General features: G+C 72.0%; 13 protein-coding genes. 9 read left to right on the top strand and 4 right to left on the bottom strand.

From position 1 onward, the window contains the following. The first annotated feature begins 31 nt into the window (after nt 1-31). From ACZ7D7_RS04785 to ACZ7D7_RS04765, 5 genes are all read left to right on the top strand, one after another. A complete protein-coding gene (locus ACZ7D7_RS04785; RefSeq protein ID WP_470822328.1) occupies nt 32-1,201 on the top strand; it encodes an LLM class flavin-dependent oxidoreductase in 1,170 nt (389 codons plus the stop codon). Then, the gene (locus ACZ7D7_RS04780; RefSeq protein WP_470822326.1) at nt 1,198-1,824 is read left to right on the top strand and encodes an FMN reductase; all 627 of its coding nucleotides are present in this window, start codon (nt 1,198-1,200) and stop codon (nt 1,822-1,824) included. Before ACZ7D7_RS04785 ends, ACZ7D7_RS04780 begins: the two co-directional genes overlap by 4 nt. Nucleotides 1,825-1,941: 117 nt before the next feature. Further along, complete coding sequence (locus ACZ7D7_RS04775) at nt 1,942-2,874, top strand: response regulator transcription factor (RefSeq protein ID WP_470822324.1); 933 nt, start codon at nt 1,942-1,944, stop codon at nt 2,872-2,874. 69 nt (nt 2,875-2,943) lie between these two features. Further along, the gene (locus ACZ7D7_RS04770; RefSeq protein WP_470822322.1) at nt 2,944-4,353 is read left to right on the top strand and encodes a HAMP domain-containing sensor histidine kinase; all 1,410 of its coding nucleotides are present in this window, start codon (nt 2,944-2,946) and stop codon (nt 4,351-4,353) included. Between the two features lie 258 nt (nt 4,354-4,611). After that, nucleotides 4,612-5,874, top strand: a complete 1,263-nt coding sequence (locus ACZ7D7_RS04765) for an ArgE/DapE family deacylase (protein ID WP_470822470.1) — start codon at nt 4,612-4,614, stop codon at nt 5,872-5,874. A 75-nt stretch (nt 5,875-5,949) separates the two neighbouring features. Here the strand turns inward: ACZ7D7_RS04765 and ACZ7D7_RS04760 are convergent, their stop codons facing one another. Together ACZ7D7_RS04760 and ACZ7D7_RS04755 are read right to left on the bottom strand one after the other, a co-directional pair. Further along, nucleotides 5,950-6,465 carry a GNAT family N-acetyltransferase gene (locus ACZ7D7_RS04760; protein ID WP_470822320.1) on the bottom strand — a complete coding sequence of 172 codons (516 nt, stop codon included), beginning with the start codon at nt 6,463-6,465 and terminating at the stop codon, nt 5,950-5,952. Continuing rightward, entirely contained in the window at nt 6,462-6,848 is a 387-nt protein-coding gene (locus ACZ7D7_RS04755) for an ArsR/SmtB family transcription factor (protein ID WP_470822318.1), read from the bottom strand. Before ACZ7D7_RS04755 ends, ACZ7D7_RS04760 begins: the two co-directional genes overlap by 4 nt. Nucleotides 6,849-7,010: 162 nt before the next feature. On the opposite strand from ACZ7D7_RS04755, the gene ACZ7D7_RS04750 reads away from it, so the two are divergent. Further along, nucleotides 7,011-8,420 carry an FAD-dependent oxidoreductase gene (locus ACZ7D7_RS04750; RefSeq protein ID WP_470822317.1) on the top strand — a complete coding sequence of 470 codons (1,410 nt, stop codon included), beginning with the start codon at nt 7,011-7,013 and terminating at the stop codon, nt 8,418-8,420. A gap of 57 nt (nt 8,421-8,477) precedes the next feature. On the opposite strand, the gene ACZ7D7_RS04745 is transcribed toward ACZ7D7_RS04750, so the two are convergent. Both ACZ7D7_RS04745 and ACZ7D7_RS04740 read right to left on the bottom strand, forming a co-directional pair. Then, nucleotides 8,478-9,650 (bottom strand): cellulose-binding domain-containing protein, encoded by a 1,173-nt coding sequence (locus ACZ7D7_RS04745; protein ID WP_470822315.1) that lies wholly within the window; start codon nt 9,648-9,650, stop codon nt 8,478-8,480. A 132-nt stretch (nt 9,651-9,782) separates the two neighbouring features. After that, nucleotides 9,783-11,168: a cellulase family glycosylhydrolase gene (locus tag ACZ7D7_RS04740; protein WP_470822313.1), complete on the bottom strand. Its 1,386-nt coding sequence runs from the start codon at nt 11,166-11,168 to the stop codon at nt 9,783-9,785. Nucleotides 11,169-11,404: 236 nt separating this feature from the next. Here ACZ7D7_RS04740 and ACZ7D7_RS04735 point away from each other — a divergent pair, with 236 nt between their 5' ends. Genes ACZ7D7_RS04735 through ACZ7D7_RS04725 form a run of 3 tightly spaced genes read left to right on the top strand, consistent with a single transcriptional unit; the run spans nt 11,405 to nt 15,300 of the window. After that, nucleotides 11,405-12,145 carry an NUDIX hydrolase gene (locus ACZ7D7_RS04735; protein ID WP_470822311.1) on the top strand — a complete coding sequence of 247 codons (741 nt, stop codon included), beginning with the start codon at nt 11,405-11,407 and terminating at the stop codon, nt 12,143-12,145. 3 nt (nt 12,146-12,148) lie between these two features. Further along, nucleotides 12,149-13,312 carry a 5'-methylthioadenosine/S-adenosylhomocysteine nucleosidase family protein gene (locus ACZ7D7_RS04730; protein WP_470822309.1) on the top strand — a complete coding sequence of 388 codons (1,164 nt, stop codon included), beginning with the start codon at nt 12,149-12,151 and terminating at the stop codon, nt 13,310-13,312. Next, complete coding sequence (locus ACZ7D7_RS04725; protein WP_470822307.1) at nt 13,309-15,300, top strand: hypothetical protein; 1,992 nt, start codon at nt 13,309-13,311, stop codon at nt 15,298-15,300. Before ACZ7D7_RS04730 ends, ACZ7D7_RS04725 begins: the two co-directional genes overlap by 4 nt. The last annotated feature ends 90 nt before the right edge of the window (nt 15,301-15,390 follow it).

Here is a 15,390-nt window from a genome sequence, read left to right as displayed (position 1 = left end):
GAACGGTCAACAACTTGGAGGTTGAGCGGCCATGCAGTTCGGGATCTTCAGCGTCGGCGACGTCACGCCCGATCCGACGACGGGACGCACCCCGACCGAACGCGAGCGGATCAAGGCGATGGTCGCGATCGCGCTGAAGGCCGAGGAGGTCGGCCTGGACGTCTTCGCGACCGGCGAGCACCACAACCCGCCGTTCGTGCCCTCGTCCCCGACCACGATGCTCGGCTACATCGCGGCACGCACCGAGCGCCTGATCCTGTCGACCTCCACGACCCTCATCACCACCAACGACCCGGTGAAGATCGCCGAGGACTTCGCGATGCTCCAGCACCTCGCGGACGGCCGGGTCGACCTGATGACGGGCCGCGGCAACACCGGCCCCGTCTACCCCTGGTTCGGCCAGGACATCCGGCAGGGCATCAACCTCGCCATCGAGAACTACGCCCTGCTCCACCGCCTGTGGCGCGAGGACGTCGTCAACTGGGAGGGCAAGTTCCGCAGCCCCCTCCAGGGCTTCACGTCCACCCCGCGCCCGCTGGACGGCGTCGCGCCGTTCGTCTGGCACGGCTCCATCCGCTCCCCGGAGATCGCCGAGCAGGCCGCGTACTACGGCGACGGCTTCTTCCACAACAACATCTTCTGGCCCGCCGACCACACCAAGCGGATGGTCGAGCTGTACCGGGCCCGGTACGCCCACTACGGCCACGGCACGCCCGAGCAGGCGATCGTCGGCCTCGGCGGCCAGGTGTTCATGCGGAAGAACTCGCAGGACGCGGTGCGCGAGTTCCGCCCGTACTTCGACAACGCGCCGGTCTACGGTCACGGGCCCTCCCTGGAGGACTTCACCGACCAGACGCCGCTGACCGTCGGCTCCCCGCAGCAGGTCATCGAGAAGACGCTGTCCTTCCGCGACTACGCGGGCGACTACCAGCGCCAGCTGTTCCTGATGGACCACGCCGGGCTGCCGCTGAAGACCGTGCTGGAGCAGCTCGACATGCTGGGTGAGGAGGTCGTGCCGGTGCTCCGCAAGGAGTTCGCCGCCCGCCGCCCCGCGGGCGTGCCGGACGCGCCGACCCACGTGTCGCTGCTGGCCGCCGCCGAGGCCGGGAAGGGCGCAGGTGCCGGGAAGGGCGCAGGTGCTGTGAAGGACGCCGGTTCCGTGAAGGACGCCGGTTCCCTTAAGGAGGAGACCCGCGCATGAAGCTCGTCGTCGTGTCCGCGGGACTGAGTGTCCCGTCGTCCACCCGGCTGCTCGCCGACCGGCTGGCCGCTGCCGTGCAGCGGCAGACCCCGGCCGACGTCGAGGTGGTCGAGCTGCGCGACCTCGCCGTCGAGATCGCGCACAACTTCACCAACGGCTTCGCCGGCCGCGACCTCGCCGCCGCGCAGAGCGCCGTGGCCGGGGCCGACGGGCTGATCGTCGTCACGCCCGTGTTCTCGGCGTCGTACAGCGGGCTGTTCAAGGCCTTCTTCGACGTGCTCGACAAGGACGCCCTCGCGGGCAAGCCCGTGCTGATCGCCGCGACCGGCGGCACCGCCCGGCACTCCCTGGTGCTGGACCACGCCCTGCGCCCGCTGTTCTCGTACCTGAGGGCCGTGGTCGTGCCGACCGGTGTGTACGCCGCCTCGGAGGACTGGGGCGCCGAGGGCCTGGACGGCCGTGTCGAGCGGGCGGCGGGGGAACTGGCGGTGCTGATGAGCGGGCTGGCGGGGAGGCCCCCGGCCGGCCGGGAGTCCGCCGCCGAGGAGAGCGCCGAGAAGATCGCCGAGTTCGAGGTCGTGCCGTTCGAGCAGCAGCTCGCCGCGCTCCGGCCCGCGAGCTGAGAACTCTCTGAGGACTCTCTGAGAACTCTCTGAGAGGGAACTGGGAGGGGACTGAGAGGGAACGCCGATGAGCCGCCCGTCACGCGGGCGGCTTCGGCGTCTTGGCAGACTGGACCCGTGGCCCACACCGTTCTGCTCGCCGAAGACGACCGCGCCATCCGGCACGCCCTCGAACGTGCCCTCACCCTGGAGGGCTACGAGGTCACCGCGGTCGCCGACGGCGTCGAGGCCCTGGCACACGCCCACCGGGGCCGGCCCGACGTGCTGGTGCTGGACGTGATGATGCCGGGCATCGACGGGCTCCAGGTGGCCCGCGTGCTGCGCGCCGAGGGCGACAGCACGCCGATCCTGATGCTGACCGCGTTGGTGGAGACCGCCGACCGGATCGCCGGCCTCGACGCGGGCGCCGACGACTACGTGGTCAAGCCGTTCGACGTCGAGGAGGTCTTCGCCCGGCTGCGGGCGCTGCTGCGCCGCACGGGGGGCGGGAGCGGGAGCGGGAACGGCACCGGCACCGGACAGGGCGCGGGCTCCGCGGACGCCCCCGTGCCCGGGGCGCCGGGAGCGGAGGGCGCGTCGAGCGCCCTGAGCACACCGGGCGAACCGAGCGCACCGGGTACACCGGGTACACCGGGCGCGCCGGGCAGGCCGGGCGGTCCGGACGGGTCGCCGTCCGTCGCGCCGCAAGTCGCCGCCGCCTCGCAGGTCGCCGTCTCGCGAGCCGTCGTCCCCGAGGCGCAGCCCGCCCGGCCCCACCTGCACGCGGCGGGGCTGCGGATGGACCCGCAGGCGCGGCGGGCCTGGCGCGGGGAGCGCGAACTGGAGCTGACCCGCACGGAGTTCGAGCTGCTGGAGCTGCTCGTCCGCAACGCGGGCATCGTCCTGGACCACTCCACGATCTACGACCGCATCTGGGGCTACGACTTCGGCCCCGGCTCGAAGAACCTCGCCGTCTACGTCGGTTACCTGCGCCGCAAGTTGGACGAGCCGGGCGCGCCGCAGCTGATCCACACGGTGCGCGGTGTGGGTTACGTGCTGCGGGAGGACTGAGTGGGCCGGGCGGGCGGCCGGGCCAGCCCCCGCGGCGGGCGGCTCCCGGGGCGGCGGCGGTTCCGGCTGGTGTCGCTGCGGACCACGTTCGCGCTGTCGTTCGCGGCGGTCACGGCCGCCGTCACCGTGCTCGTCGGCATCCTCTCGTACAGCGCCGCCGCCCGGCTGGTGCGCGTCGACCAGCAGACGGTGTTCGACGAGGTCGTGCAGGACGTGAGGGGCGAGGTGCGGCGGGCCCGGATGACGCCGGAGGACTTCTCCTCGTCGGCGCCCGGCCACGACCTGCTGCGCCCGGCCCGCACCGACGTGCAGGTCCTCGGGCCCGACGGCGCGATCGTCGACCCCGGCCACCCGGGGCTGCCCGTCACGGACGCCGACCGGGGCATCGCGGGCGCCGCCACGGCCGGGCGGCTGACCGTGCACATGGCCGTCGACGTCGGCGACGACGTCTACCGCGTCGCGACCGTCGCGCTCGGCGGCGGCCGGGGCGCGGTGCAGGTGGCGCAGTCGTTCAGCGACACCGAGGACCTGCTGCGGTCGCTCCAGCAGCGGACGCTCGTGACGACGACCGCCGTGGTGGTCGGGGCGGGGCTGTTCGGCTGGTGGCTGGCGCGGCGCATCACCCGGCGTCTCGTGGTCCTCACGTCGGCGGCGGAGGACGTCGCCCGGACCCGGCGGCTCGACATCCAGGTGCCGGTGACCGGCTACGACGAGGTGGGCCGCCTCGGCCGGGCCTTCGACCGGATGCTGGGCCGGCTCGCCCAGTCCGAGGAGGACCAGCGGCGGCTGGTGCAGGACGCCGGTCATGAGCTGCGGACGCCGCTCACGTCGCTGCGGACCAACATCTCCCTGCTGCGCCGCATCGACGAACTCCCGCCCGCCGCCCGCGAGGAACTGGTCGCCGACCTGGGCCAGGAGGCCCGCGAACTGACCGATCTCGTCAACGAGTTGGTGGACCTGGCGGCCGGACAGTCGGACAGCGAGCCGCCGCAGCGGGTCGACCTCGCGGACATCGCCGAGGAGGTGGCCGCTCTGGCGCGGCGGCGCACGGGGCGGCGGATCGTGGTCCGCGCGTGCGGCGACACGACCGCCGAGGGCCGGCCGGGCATGCTGACGCGGGCGATGTCGAACCTCGTGGAGAACGCGGCGAAGTTCGACCGGGACGGCGGGGAGCCCATCGAGATCGCCGTGGCCGGACCGGCCGTCCCGGGGACGGTCCGCGTCGAGGTCCGCGACCGCGGGCCCGGCATCACCGACGGCGACCTGGGCCACGTCTTCGACCGCTTCTACCGCGCCGCCGACGCGCGTTCCCTGCCCGGCTCGGGGCTCGGCCTGTCCATCGTCCGCGAGGTGGCGCTCGCCCACGGCGGGGCGCCGTTCGCGTTCCGGCGGGACGGGGGCGGGGCGGTCATCGGCTTCACGGTGGGCGGCGGGGCGGCGGCCGACGGGGAGGCCGGAGGCGGGGCCGGTTCGGCCTGAGTCGGCCCGACCCGGCCTGGTTCGGGGCGAGTTGGGACGAGGGGACAAAGGGGGGCGTGGGCGACGGCGAGGAGTGGGGACGGTTCCCGCCGAGCAGACATGCGGTGGGCGGGAGGAACCGCCGTACGCAGCGGAAAGGGGAGGGCGCAGTTGTTGAGCGACGAGAAGGGCCTCGGAAGGGCCGCGGGCGTACTGAACGGCGCGAAGGGCGCGAAGGGCGCGGAGGGCGCCGAAGGTCCGGGGGGTGCCGGGGGCGGGCTGAGTGACACGGAGGCCGCCGCGCTCGCGGCGATCGACGAGAAGGAAATCGCGCGGAACCTGGTGGAGTTGATCACCGTGCCGAGCGTGACCGGCAGCGCCGCCGAGTCGGAGCTCCAGCACCAGCTCGCCGGGCGGCTGGAGTGGCTCGGCATGGACGTCGACCTGTGGTCCATGGACCTGCCCGAGCTGTACGCCGACCCCGGCTTCCCCGGTGCGGAGGCGCCGCGGGACGAGGCGTGGGGCCTGGTCGGCACGACCCCGGACGGCGGCGACGGGCCGACGCTGATCCTCCAGGGCCACGTGGACGTCGTACCGCCGGGAGACCTCGGGGCCTGGGAGGGCGACCCGTTCGTGCCGAGGGTCGAGGGGGACGTGGTGCACGGGCGCGGCGCCTGCGACATGAAGGCCGGCCTCGCCGCGCACCTGGGCGCGCTCGCGGCGATACGGGCGGCCGGGATACGGCTGCGTGGACGCGTCGCCGCGCACTTCGTCGTCGGCGAGGAGGACGGCGGCCTCGGCGCGTTCGGCACGCTGCGGCGCGGGCACACCGGTGACGCCTGCTTCATATCCGAGCCGACCTCGGGCGCGGTCATCACGGCCAACGCGGGCGCGCAGACGTTCCGGCTCTCCGTCCCCGGCCGGGCCACCCACGGCAGCACGCGCGACGAGGGAGTCAGCGCCGTCGACGCCTACCTGCCGCTGCACCGGGCGCTGGCCCGGCTGGAGGCGGAGCGCAACACCGACCCCGATCCGCTGATGGCCCGGTACCGGATCCCCTACGCCCTGTCCGTCGGCACCGTGCGCGCCGGTGACTGGGCGAGCAGCGTGCCCGACCTGCTGATCGCCGAGGGGCGGCTCGGGGTGCGGCTGGGGGAGGACCCGGCCGAGGCGCGCGCCGCGTTCGAGCAGTGCGTGGCCGAGACGTGCGCCGCCGACCCGTGGCTGCGGGACCATCCGGCGACGGTGACCTGGCCCGGCGGGCGCTTCGCCAGTGGCCGCCTGCCCGCCGGGCACCCGCTGACGGACCTCGTGCGCGGCGCCCACGCCGACACGGCCGGCGGCCCGGCCCTGCCCGAGCGCGGGGCGCCGTACGGCAGTGACCTGCGGTTGTACGCCGCGGCCGGGATCCCCACGCTCCAGTACGGCCCGGGCGACGTCCGCGTCGCGCACAGCCCGCGCGAGCAGGTGTCGCTGCGCGAGGTGGTGGAGGTGACGCGGGCGCTGGTGGTGGCGGTGCTGCGGGTGGTGGGGACGCGGTGAGGGCGGCGCGGTCGTCCGACCGTATCGGCGTGGTGGCCGTCAGGCGGTCGTCCGACCGTATCGGTGCGGTGGCCGTCAGTCGATCGTCGGGCTGCGGCGTTCCAGGAGGACCACGTCGCGCCACCGGCCGTGATGGCGGCCGATGCGCTCGCGGACGCCGATGACGCGGAAGCCGGCCCGCTCGTGCAGGGCGAGGCTGGCGGTGTTCTCCGGGAAGACGCCGGACTGGACGGTCCAGATCCCGGCCGCCTCGGTCGACTCGACCAGCGCCTTCAGCAGCGCGCCGGCCACCCCGCGGCCCCGGGCGGCGGGGGCGACGTAGACGGAGTGCTCCACGACACCGGCGTACGCGCAGCGGTCGGAGACCGGGGAGGCGGCGACCCAGCCGAGCACCGTGCCTTCCTCGTCCGGAGCGGATCCGTCCAGGGCGACGAACCGGTGCTCGCGCAGCTTCGCCGCGTCGAACGCCTCCCAGTCCGGCGCCGTCGTCTCGAAGGTCGCGTCGCCCTCGTCGATGCCCGCCTGGTAGATCGCCAGGACGGCGTCCGCGTGGGCGGCGGACATCGGCCTGATGGTCACGGTCGTCGTCACGGGGCCGCCGGGGTGCCGGTGAGCAGCCTGCCCATCGCGGCCAGGACGGCCGGTTCCACGCGGTAGTAGACCCAGGTGCCGCGTCGCTCGGAGGTGAGCAGGCCGGCCTCCTTGAGCTTCTTCAGGTGGTGGGAGACGGTCGGCTGGGAGACGCCGACGTCGGAGATGTCGCACACGCAGGCCTCGCCGCCCTCGTGCGAGGCGACCGCCGAGAACAGCCGCAGCCGTACGGGATCGCCGAGCGCCTTGAACATCCGCGCTGCCGTCTCGGCCTCCTCGGCGCTGAAGGGGCGCTCGGTGAGGGGCGGGCAGCAGGGCGCGACCGCGTCGTCGGCGGGTTCGAGGACGGGTTCGAGGACGGGCAGCACCTTCGTGTTCGACATACGTCTATGTTGACACGCGCCGAACGGCTCGGAGCAGCCTCTGCCCGCGAGACAGCGATCCGCATTGATTCGATGCATGTCTATCTTGACGTCCGTCGATGCAGGTGCCATGGTGGCCAGTGTCAAGCCATCGACGCATGTCGAACCACGCAGGGAGTCGCCGTGACCGCGCCCGCATCCACCCCGCTGCCCGTCGTCGTGATCGGAGCGGGCCCCGTCGGCCTGGCCGCCGCCGCGCACCTGGCCGGACGAGGCCTGGAGCCACTGGTCCTGGAATCGGGCCCGACGGCCGGCACCGCCGTGCGCGAGTGGGCGCACGTACGGCTGTTCTCCCCGTGGTCCGAAGTCATCGACCCGGCGGCCGAGAAGCTGCTCGCCCCGACCGGCTGGGTACGGCCGGACGGCGCGGCGTACCCGACCGGCGGCGACTGGGCCGAGCGCTACCTCCAGCCGCTCGCCGACGCCCTCGGCGACCGGGTCCGCCACGGCGTCACGGTCACCGGCGTCGCACGGGCCGGCCGGGACCGGATCGTCGACTCGGGCCGCGAGGAGCAGCCCTTCACCGTGCACGTGACGACCGCCGACGGCCACGAGGAGCGGATCAGCGCGCGTGCCGTACTGGACGCGTCCGGCACGTGGTCCACGCCGGGCCCGCTGGGCGCCGACGGTCTGCCCGCGCTGGGCGAGAAGGCCGCCGCCGACCGCGTCTCCTACCGCGTCCCCGACTTCGGCGACCCCGCCGTCCGGGCCCGTTACGCCGGTCGCCGCACGGCCGTCGTGGGCTCGGGCGCGTCCGCCTTCACCGCCCTTGCCGGGCTCGCCGACCTGGCGAAGGAGGCGGACGGCACGCACGCGGTGTGGGTCCTGCGCCGGGGCATCGGCGCGAACACCTTCGGCGGCGGCGAGGCCGACCAACTGCCCGCCCGCGGCGCCCTAGGGCTGCGCGCCAAGTCGGCGGTGGCGGCCGGGCACGCGAGCGCCGTCACCGGCTTCCGCACCGAGGCCGTCGAGCGGGACGGCGACCGGCTCGTCCTCGTCGCGGCGGACGGCCGCCGGCTGGAGCCGGTGGACGAGGTGATCGTCCTGACCGGTCTCCGCCCCGACCTGTCCTTCCTCTCCGAGGTCCGCCTCGGCCTGGACGAACGCCTCCAGGCCCCCACGGCGCTCGCCCCGCTCATCGACCCGAACGCCCACTCCTGCGGCACGGTCTACCCGCACGGCGCGGCCGAACTCTCCCACCCCGAGCCGGGCATCCACCTCGTCGGCATGAAGTCCTACGGCCGCGCGCCCACGTTCCTCGCCATGACCGGCTACGAGCAGGTCCGCTCCGTCGCCGCGTTCCTCGCCGGCGACCACGAGGCCGCCGCCCGCGTCGAACTGACCCTCCCGGAAACGGGCGTCTGCGGCGGCACGGGCCTCTACGACGACACGACCGACGCGGGGGAGCCGACCGGCACGACCGGCACGACCGACGCGACCGCCGCGGCGGAGCCGGAGAGCGGCGGGTGCTGCGCGCCCCCGGCCACCCTCCGGATCGGCACGACCCGCCCGGCCCCTTCCGGGAACTGCTGACGCACGCGTCGAATCCGCGGCGCCCGGTGGCCGCCACCGCTCCCGGCCGCGCCCCCGTCAGCAGGCGATCGGTGCCGAGCCCACCGCCACGTCGTCGAACCAGAGGGTGTCCTCGCCCACCCCGTAGCTCTCCCAGCCGAGGCGGAGGGCCGTCGGGCGGGGCGGGGTGGTGCGGGTGAGCCATTGCTGGTCGATGTCGTGGGTGGGGACGCCGTCGGCGTGCAGGCCCGGGATCCGCTCGTCGCCGAGCCAGGTGTCCAGGGCCGGGGCCGTCGTGTCGATCGCGAAGCGCAGGCACTGCCAACTGCCCGTCGGCAACGGCCTGCTGAGCGCGACGCCGGCCGGGCTCTGGGCCGGCAGGGTGGCGTCGTCGACCTCGCGGTTCCACTGCAGGGCGCCGTTCTGGCCGCCGACGCGCAGGGTCCGCCCCGCCTGGGAACTGTCGGGCATGGAGACGAACGTGACGTGCGCCGAGGGCAGCGCGGTGGTGTGCCGTACCCACATGCGTACGTGCAGCACCGGGCCGACCGAGGACAGGTCGGCGGTGGAGGCGACGAAGGCGTGGTTGCAGTAGCCCGCCCGGCCGTCGATCCGCAGCGACTTGGCGCCGCTGTGCGCCACCGCGGTGTCGACGGCGGCGGTGCCGGTGCCCTGGCAGTCGGGTGCGGTGAAGCGCCAGGCGCCGGACGGGGTGGAGCCGGTCTGGTCCTCGAAGTCCGAGCAGATCACCGCGCTGCCGCAGTCCGCGGAGGGCGGCGGCGTCGTGGGCGGCGGGGTGGTGGGCGGGGGCGTGGTCGGCGGCGGGGTGCCGGTGCCGCCGCAGGAGACGCCGTTGAGGGCGAAGTCGGTCGGCGCGGGGTCGGACGACCGCCAGGTGCCCTGGACGCCGAACTCCGCGGTGCCGCCCGTGGCCAGGGCGCCGTTCCAGCTCGTGCCGGTGGCGACGACCGCCGCGCCGGTCTGCGTGACCGTCGCGTTCCACGCCGACGTCACCTGCTGGTCACCGGCGTAGGTCCAGGTCAGGCGCCAACCGGTCAGCGCCGCACCGAGGTTGGTGACCTTGATCTGGGCGGTGTAGCCGCCGGTCCACTTGTTCACGGTGTAGTCGACCCGGCAGCCGGCTTGGGCACCGCTCGCGGACATCGCCGTGAAGCCGGACGCCAGCAGCACGACGGCCGTGAGGAGGGCCGTCCAGGGGCCCGACCGTAATCGGGGCAGAGTGAGGCGCATGTGTTCCTCCGTGACAGGAGTGGGGGGAGTGAGGGAAGGTGCCGGAGGGTTTGGGAGCGCTCCCAAAAGACGCTGTGTGCCGGGACGGGGCTCCGGCGCCGGCCGGAGCCGGAACCGGAGCCCCGTCGGGGGTCAGCTGGTGGGGAAGTTGTCGGCCGTGCTCACCCGGCTCTTGATCAGAGCGCCGGACTCGGTCAGCACGCCGCTGCTGCTGGAGTCGGTGCCGTTGCAGGTGCCCGGCTTGAACGCCGCGCTGCCCTCATTGGCGTCGGAGTACGTCCAGTTGGCGTAGCCGATCTTCAGCTGGTCGAGCAGGTCCAGCCACGCGATGCTGCTCGCCCGGTCCACCGCACCGCCACCGGTGGCGCTCACCGTGCCGAACTCGGTGACGAACAGCGGCAGTTTCGACGCCGCCCGGCTCACCGTGGCGCGGTAGTTGTCCTTGTGGCTCGCGGCGTAGAAGTGGAACGCGTACATGATGTTGGTCGCGTTCACCGGGTTGTTGATGATCTCGGTCTCGTTGGAGCCCTCCGAGACGCCCAGCGAGGACCAGGCGCGGGTGCCGACGATGATGACGGCGTCCGGGTCGTTGGCCCGGATCACCGGGATGACCTGCTCGGCGTAGCTCTTGATGGCCGCCCAGCTCACGCCGTTGGGCTCGTTGGCGATCTCGTAGATCACGTTGGTCTTGTTGGCGTTGCGGGCGGCGACGTTCGCGAAGAACGTCTTCGCGCGGTCGAGGTTGTAGTTCGGGTCGCCCGGCGTCAGGGTGTGGAAGTCGATCATGGCGTACATGCCGCGGGCCTCGGCCATGTCGACGAGGCTGTTCACGCGGCTGGTGAAGCCCGCCGGGTCCGTCTCGTAGCCCTGCTCCTGGACGTACATGGCGACCCGGAACAGGTCCGACTTCCAGTCCTTGGCCAGCGCGTCGAGGGACGCGTTGTTGTAGCACTTGCTGAACCACTGGATGCCGTGCGTGCTCATGCCGCGCAGCTGGATCGGGCGGTTGTACTGGTTGCAGAGGTGGACGCCGCAGACGTGGAGCTTGCCGTTGATGCCCACGGGGGTGCCGGTCGCGGGCGGGTCGGTCGGCGGGTCGGTGGGCGGGTCGGTGACGGAGCCCGTGCAGGCCACGCCGTTGAGCGTGAAGGCCGTGGGCTTCGGGTTGGAGCCCGTGAAGGAGCCCGTGAAGCCCAGGTCGGCCGAGGCGCCGGTGGCGAGCGTGCGGTTCCAGTCGAGGCCGGCGGCGCTGACCGTGGTGCCGGACTGCGACCAGGTGGCGTTCCAGCCCTGGACGAGCTTCTGCCCGGAGTCCGGCATCGTGATCTTCAGCGTCCAGCCGGAGACGGCGTCACCGAGGTTGGTGACCTTCACACCGGCCTGGAAGCCGCCCTGCCACTGGCTGGCGATCGTGTACTCGACCTTGCAGCCGGTGGCCGCCTCGGCGGGGGGACCGGCGAGGGCCGTGAGGCCGAGGCCGGTCGCGCAGGTCGCCAGTAAGGCCCAAAAGCGTTTCAAGGTGTTCCTCCTCGTACGAAGCGGAAACAGCGTCATTGCTTCATGGGAGCGCTCCCAAAGCCCATCGGCCCGAGACCGTACACCCCGTGGGGGTGCGCGTACAGGGATCGGACGGCCGAAGTCTGGGGCGGCGGGAGAGGTGCGGCTCCACGCGCGTCGCTGTCGCTGGCTGGTTCTCGACCGCGCGCGGCCATGCTTCTTGTTTGAGTGACAGTAATTGAAGTACCTTCGCCAATATGCAAGTTGACGAGTGGTCACCTCCTCCCGTGCTATTGACGGTCGATCTCGTGATCCTGACGCTGCGTGAGGGGCGACTGTGTGTCCTGCTCGTGGAGCGGGGCGAAGATCCTTTTCAGGGCATGTCGGCTCTGCCCGGCGGATTCCTCAACCACGACGGCGAGGAGATCCTGGACGCCGCCCGCCGTGAGTTGAGCGAGGAAACGGCTCTGGACGGCCGGCGGGTGCACCTCGAACCACTCGCCGTCTACGGGCAGGTCGGCCGTGATCCCCGGGGGCGAGTGGTTTCCGTGGCCCACTTGGCGATCGCTCCGGGGCTGCCCGAACCGGTCGCGGGCACGGATGCCATGGAAGCCGCCTGGGTCCCCGCGGATGCCGTCCTGTCCGGTGCGGTGGAACTGGCCTTCGATCACCACCGGATCGTGCTGGACGGGATCGAGCGCGCGCGTACCAAGCTCGAATTCTCGGCGCTGGCCACGGCGTTCTGCGAGGAACTCTTCACCATTGCGGAGTTGCAGAAGGTGTACGAGGCGGTGTGGGGCACCGAACTCGACACCCGGAATTTCTACCGGAAAGTCCAGGCCGCGAAGGGATTCATCGTTCCCGCAGGCTCGGGGCGCAGGAGCACGGGGGGACGGCCCGCGCGGCTGTACCGGGCCGGGCCCAAGACGGTGTTGTTCCCGCCGCTGATCCGACCTGCCTCGTCCACGACGGATGAGAACGCGAAAGGGGAAGGGTAATAGATGGCGAAAGACCTGGTGGTGATTCTCACCGCCCTCAATCTCGAGTACCAGGCCGTGCACCGCAAACTGGTCGGTCAACAGGTGCGTCGTCATGAGCGGGGGACGCGGTTCGAGGTGGGAACCGTGCGGGGCACCTCGTGCCGCGTCGCCCTCGGACTGACGAACAAGGGGAACCATTCCGCGGCAGTGATCGCCGAGCGCGCGATACAGGAATTCTCCCCCGTGGCCGTGCTGTTCGTCGGCGTCGCCGGTGCGCTGTGGGACACCACCAGGCTGGGCGACGTGGTGATGGCGACCCATGTGTACGCCTATCACGGCGGGACCAGCGAGGACGACGGACTCAAGGCCCGCCCCCGAGTGTGGGAGGCGGCGCACGGCATCAGCCAGCTCGGCTCGCATCTGGCGCGCGTGAACGACTGGGCCGACGACATGCCTGGTCAGGGGCGCGCTCCCCAGGTCCGCTTCGGCGCGATCGCCGCCGGCGAGGTCGTACAGAACTCAAGGATCTCGGCCGAGGCGCGGTGGATCCGGCAGCACTACAACGACGCGCTCGCCATCGAGATGGAGGCCGCCGGAGTGGCGCAGGCCGGTCACCTCAACGGGGCACCGGTGGCCATCATCCGGGGAATCAGCGACCGGGCGGATGGCACGAAGAGCAGCGCGAAGGACCGCAATTGGCAACCACGGGCGGCGGCGAACGCGGCGGCATTCGCCGTACGGCTGGCCGTGGAAGTGGTGGCAGAACAGGAGCAGATCGCCATGAACCAGGCAGACAGGGCCCCTACGGCCAACGCCCTTCGCGGGCACGTCAGCAATACCGCCCGCAACAGCACCGTTGGCATCATGGCCGGCTCGGTCGAGGGGAGCAGCGTGTATGTGCATGCGGGGCCGAAGGTGTCCGGTCCGGCAAACCTGGCTGCGGAACTGAACGATTTCCGTGAGCAGTTGAAGCGCCACCACACCGAGGGCGCCCTCGATGACGACACCTACCGGGAGGCACTGGTCGAACTGGGCTCCGCCCACCGGGCGGTGAAGGATAACACTCCGGAAGCGTCCAAGAGGGCGACGATGGCACTCAAGAGGTTACGCGGTCTGATCGCGGATTCGCCCGAACTGGCGGCCAGGCTCGCGCCGTTGGTCACCGCAGAGGGTGAACTGTCATGAGCGACGGCCGCGGTGGCGTGAGCAATTCGGCCTCCTACGGTTCCAGTGTCGGAATCCAGGCCGAGACCGTGCACAACTCCAATGTGTACTTCGTCCATCCCGATGCGTCGCCCCAGGAGAAGTACAACGTCGGAGTGCGGTTCCTGGAGGACGGCATCCCCAGCCGTGCCCGCGACATGATCAGTGACGCGATCGCCCACGGACACGACAGCGCGGAGGTCCGCTTCCACTGGGTGCTGGCCATGCTCAGTGGCCGCGCCTACCACGACCTCGGCAGCGGGGAACTCCAGCGACTGCGCCACGCGTCCGGGCTCGTCCGGACCTACGCCGAGGGCGAGTGGAAGGACGCGCTGCGCGTCGCCTTCGAACTGCTGGCGATGCTCGGCACCGCCGACGGCGAAACAGGACGCGTGCTGGAGCGGCTGCGTGCCCTGCCGGGGCCCCGGCGCGACGCGATCCTGCGCCACTTCGACCTCGTGCTCACCGGAGGCCTGAAGGACAGCCTGTGGGCCGAGAACTGCGAACGGGCCGAGGCCGATCAATTCGGCAACGGCCGCGCCGAACGGGTCTGGGCCTATTTCGAACCCGACCCCATCGGACCACGGGCCCTGCAGCCCCGCCCGAGCACCGCCGCCGCGGCCAGGGCGGCCTTCTCGCTCCGGGCCGGACTGTTCGGCGTCGCCGTCGCCTTCCTCTGGATCGCGGCGCTGACCGTGAACCCCGTCGACGCGGTCGTCGATTCCCTGCTGGCGCTCGGCGCGGGCCTGACCGCGAGGCGCTTCGGCCGGCGGTGGTGGTCCGAGGAGCAGCAGCTGAAGGCCAAGAAGGCCAAGAGCGCGTCCCGCAACGCGCACACCCGCGCCGCTGGAACCGCTGGGGACGGGTTCACCAAACGGGTCCGTCATTCGCTCGACCACTACTTCAGCGTCCGCGTGCCCCACGGGATCACCCCGCACGAATGGTTCCGTCGGACCGCCGGCATCCGGGACGGTCTGACCGCCGAGGTCGCGCTTCTCTACCGCGAGAGCCGCATCGGCGTGGACCGGGTCAACTGGCTGATCCGCCATCTCGCCGAGGACGCCCGGGACCGCTACTCCGACGGCACTCTCTTCGACGAGGACCACGAGAAGCAGACGCCGATGGCGGAGAAGGCGCTGTGCGTGCTCGCCCTCGCCGTTCTCGGCTTCGTGACCCTGGCCCTGATCGTCACGGCGTTGTCGGGCGGCGGCGCGTTGCGGATTCTGCTCGCAGTCGTGGCCGTGGCCGTCGCCGTCTGGTCCGGACGCGCTGCCGCGTCCTCGTGGCTGGATGCCCTGGCCGAGGAACAGCGGCTGGCCGAGGAGACCCGGGAGTACGAGGAGCAGCTCGCGGCGCGGCAAGCCGCCTACCAGAACTGGAAGTCGTTCCTGGACGCCACGCGCCCCAGCGAGCTGGAGATGGAGACGTGGCTCACCTGTGACAAGACGCTGTTCGTCGACGAGGCGCTGCGTCACTACCAGCTAACCTGGCGCGACCTCATCACCCACACCATCCTGATGACACCCGCGCGCCCCTACATGAGGGGGCGGGTGAAGGGCGGGCCCTGGCGGTACTCGCGCTACAGCTTCCGGCTGTTCCTCGTGACACAGGACGGCGTGCGCGAGATCAGCTCGGAATTCGACTTCACCGACGCGAAACGCGGGAACGAGCAGCGCAGCAACTACCGGTTCGACGCGTTGTCCTCCGTACAGGTCACGGAGCGCTCCGACGTCGGCTACGACCTCGAACTCGTCCTCACGAACGGGCCGGCCAGGAACATCCGGGTCAAGGACGCCGACGCCCATCAACTGGCGCCGGACGAGAACGCCCAGGAAATCGCCGAGATCAACCTCAACTCGGCCGGGTTCATCCACACCTTCCGACTGCTGGAAGGCATCGCGGCGGATGGCAAGGGCTGGATCGAACGGAACAACCCCAACAACCTGCCGCCGCTGCGTCCATCGGACTGAGCCCGCGGGTTGCCCTAACCGTGAGGGCCACAGGGGCGGGCAGGGAGTCGGTGCCCTGTCCGCCCGCTCGCCTCCACCGGCACCAAGTCC

The sequence above is a fragment of the Streptomyces sp. NPDC037054 genome (assembly GCF_055606745.1).
Note: the sequence above shows the minus strand (reverse complement) of the source record. Positions and strands in the feature narration are given on the sequence as shown.

Bases quoted from the DNA above. Each gene is read 5' to 3' on its own strand.
- ACZ7D7_RS04785 (WP_470822328.1), top strand. From the start codon at position 32: ATGCAGTTCGGGATCTTCAGCGTCGGCGACGTCACGCCCGATCCGACG.
- ACZ7D7_RS04780 (WP_470822326.1), top strand. From the start codon at position 1,198: ATGAAGCTCGTCGTCGTGTCCGCGGGACTGAGTGTCCCGTCGTCCACC.
- ACZ7D7_RS04755 (WP_470822318.1), bottom strand. From the start codon at position 6,848: ATGTCGAACACGAAGGTGCTGCCCGTCCTCGAACCCGTCCTCGAACCC.
- ACZ7D7_RS04745 (WP_470822315.1), bottom strand. From the start codon at position 9,650: ATGCGCCTCACTCTGCCCCGATTACGGTCGGGCCCCTGGACGGCCCTC.
- ACZ7D7_RS04735 (WP_470822311.1), top strand. From the start codon at position 11,405: ATGCAAGTTGACGAGTGGTCACCTCCTCCCGTGCTATTGACGGTCGAT.
- ACZ7D7_RS04730 (WP_470822309.1), top strand. From the start codon at position 12,149: ATGGCGAAAGACCTGGTGGTGATTCTCACCGCCCTCAATCTCGAGTAC.
- ACZ7D7_RS04725 (WP_470822307.1), top strand. From the start codon at position 13,309: ATGAGCGACGGCCGCGGTGGCGTGAGCAATTCGGCCTCCTACGGTTCC.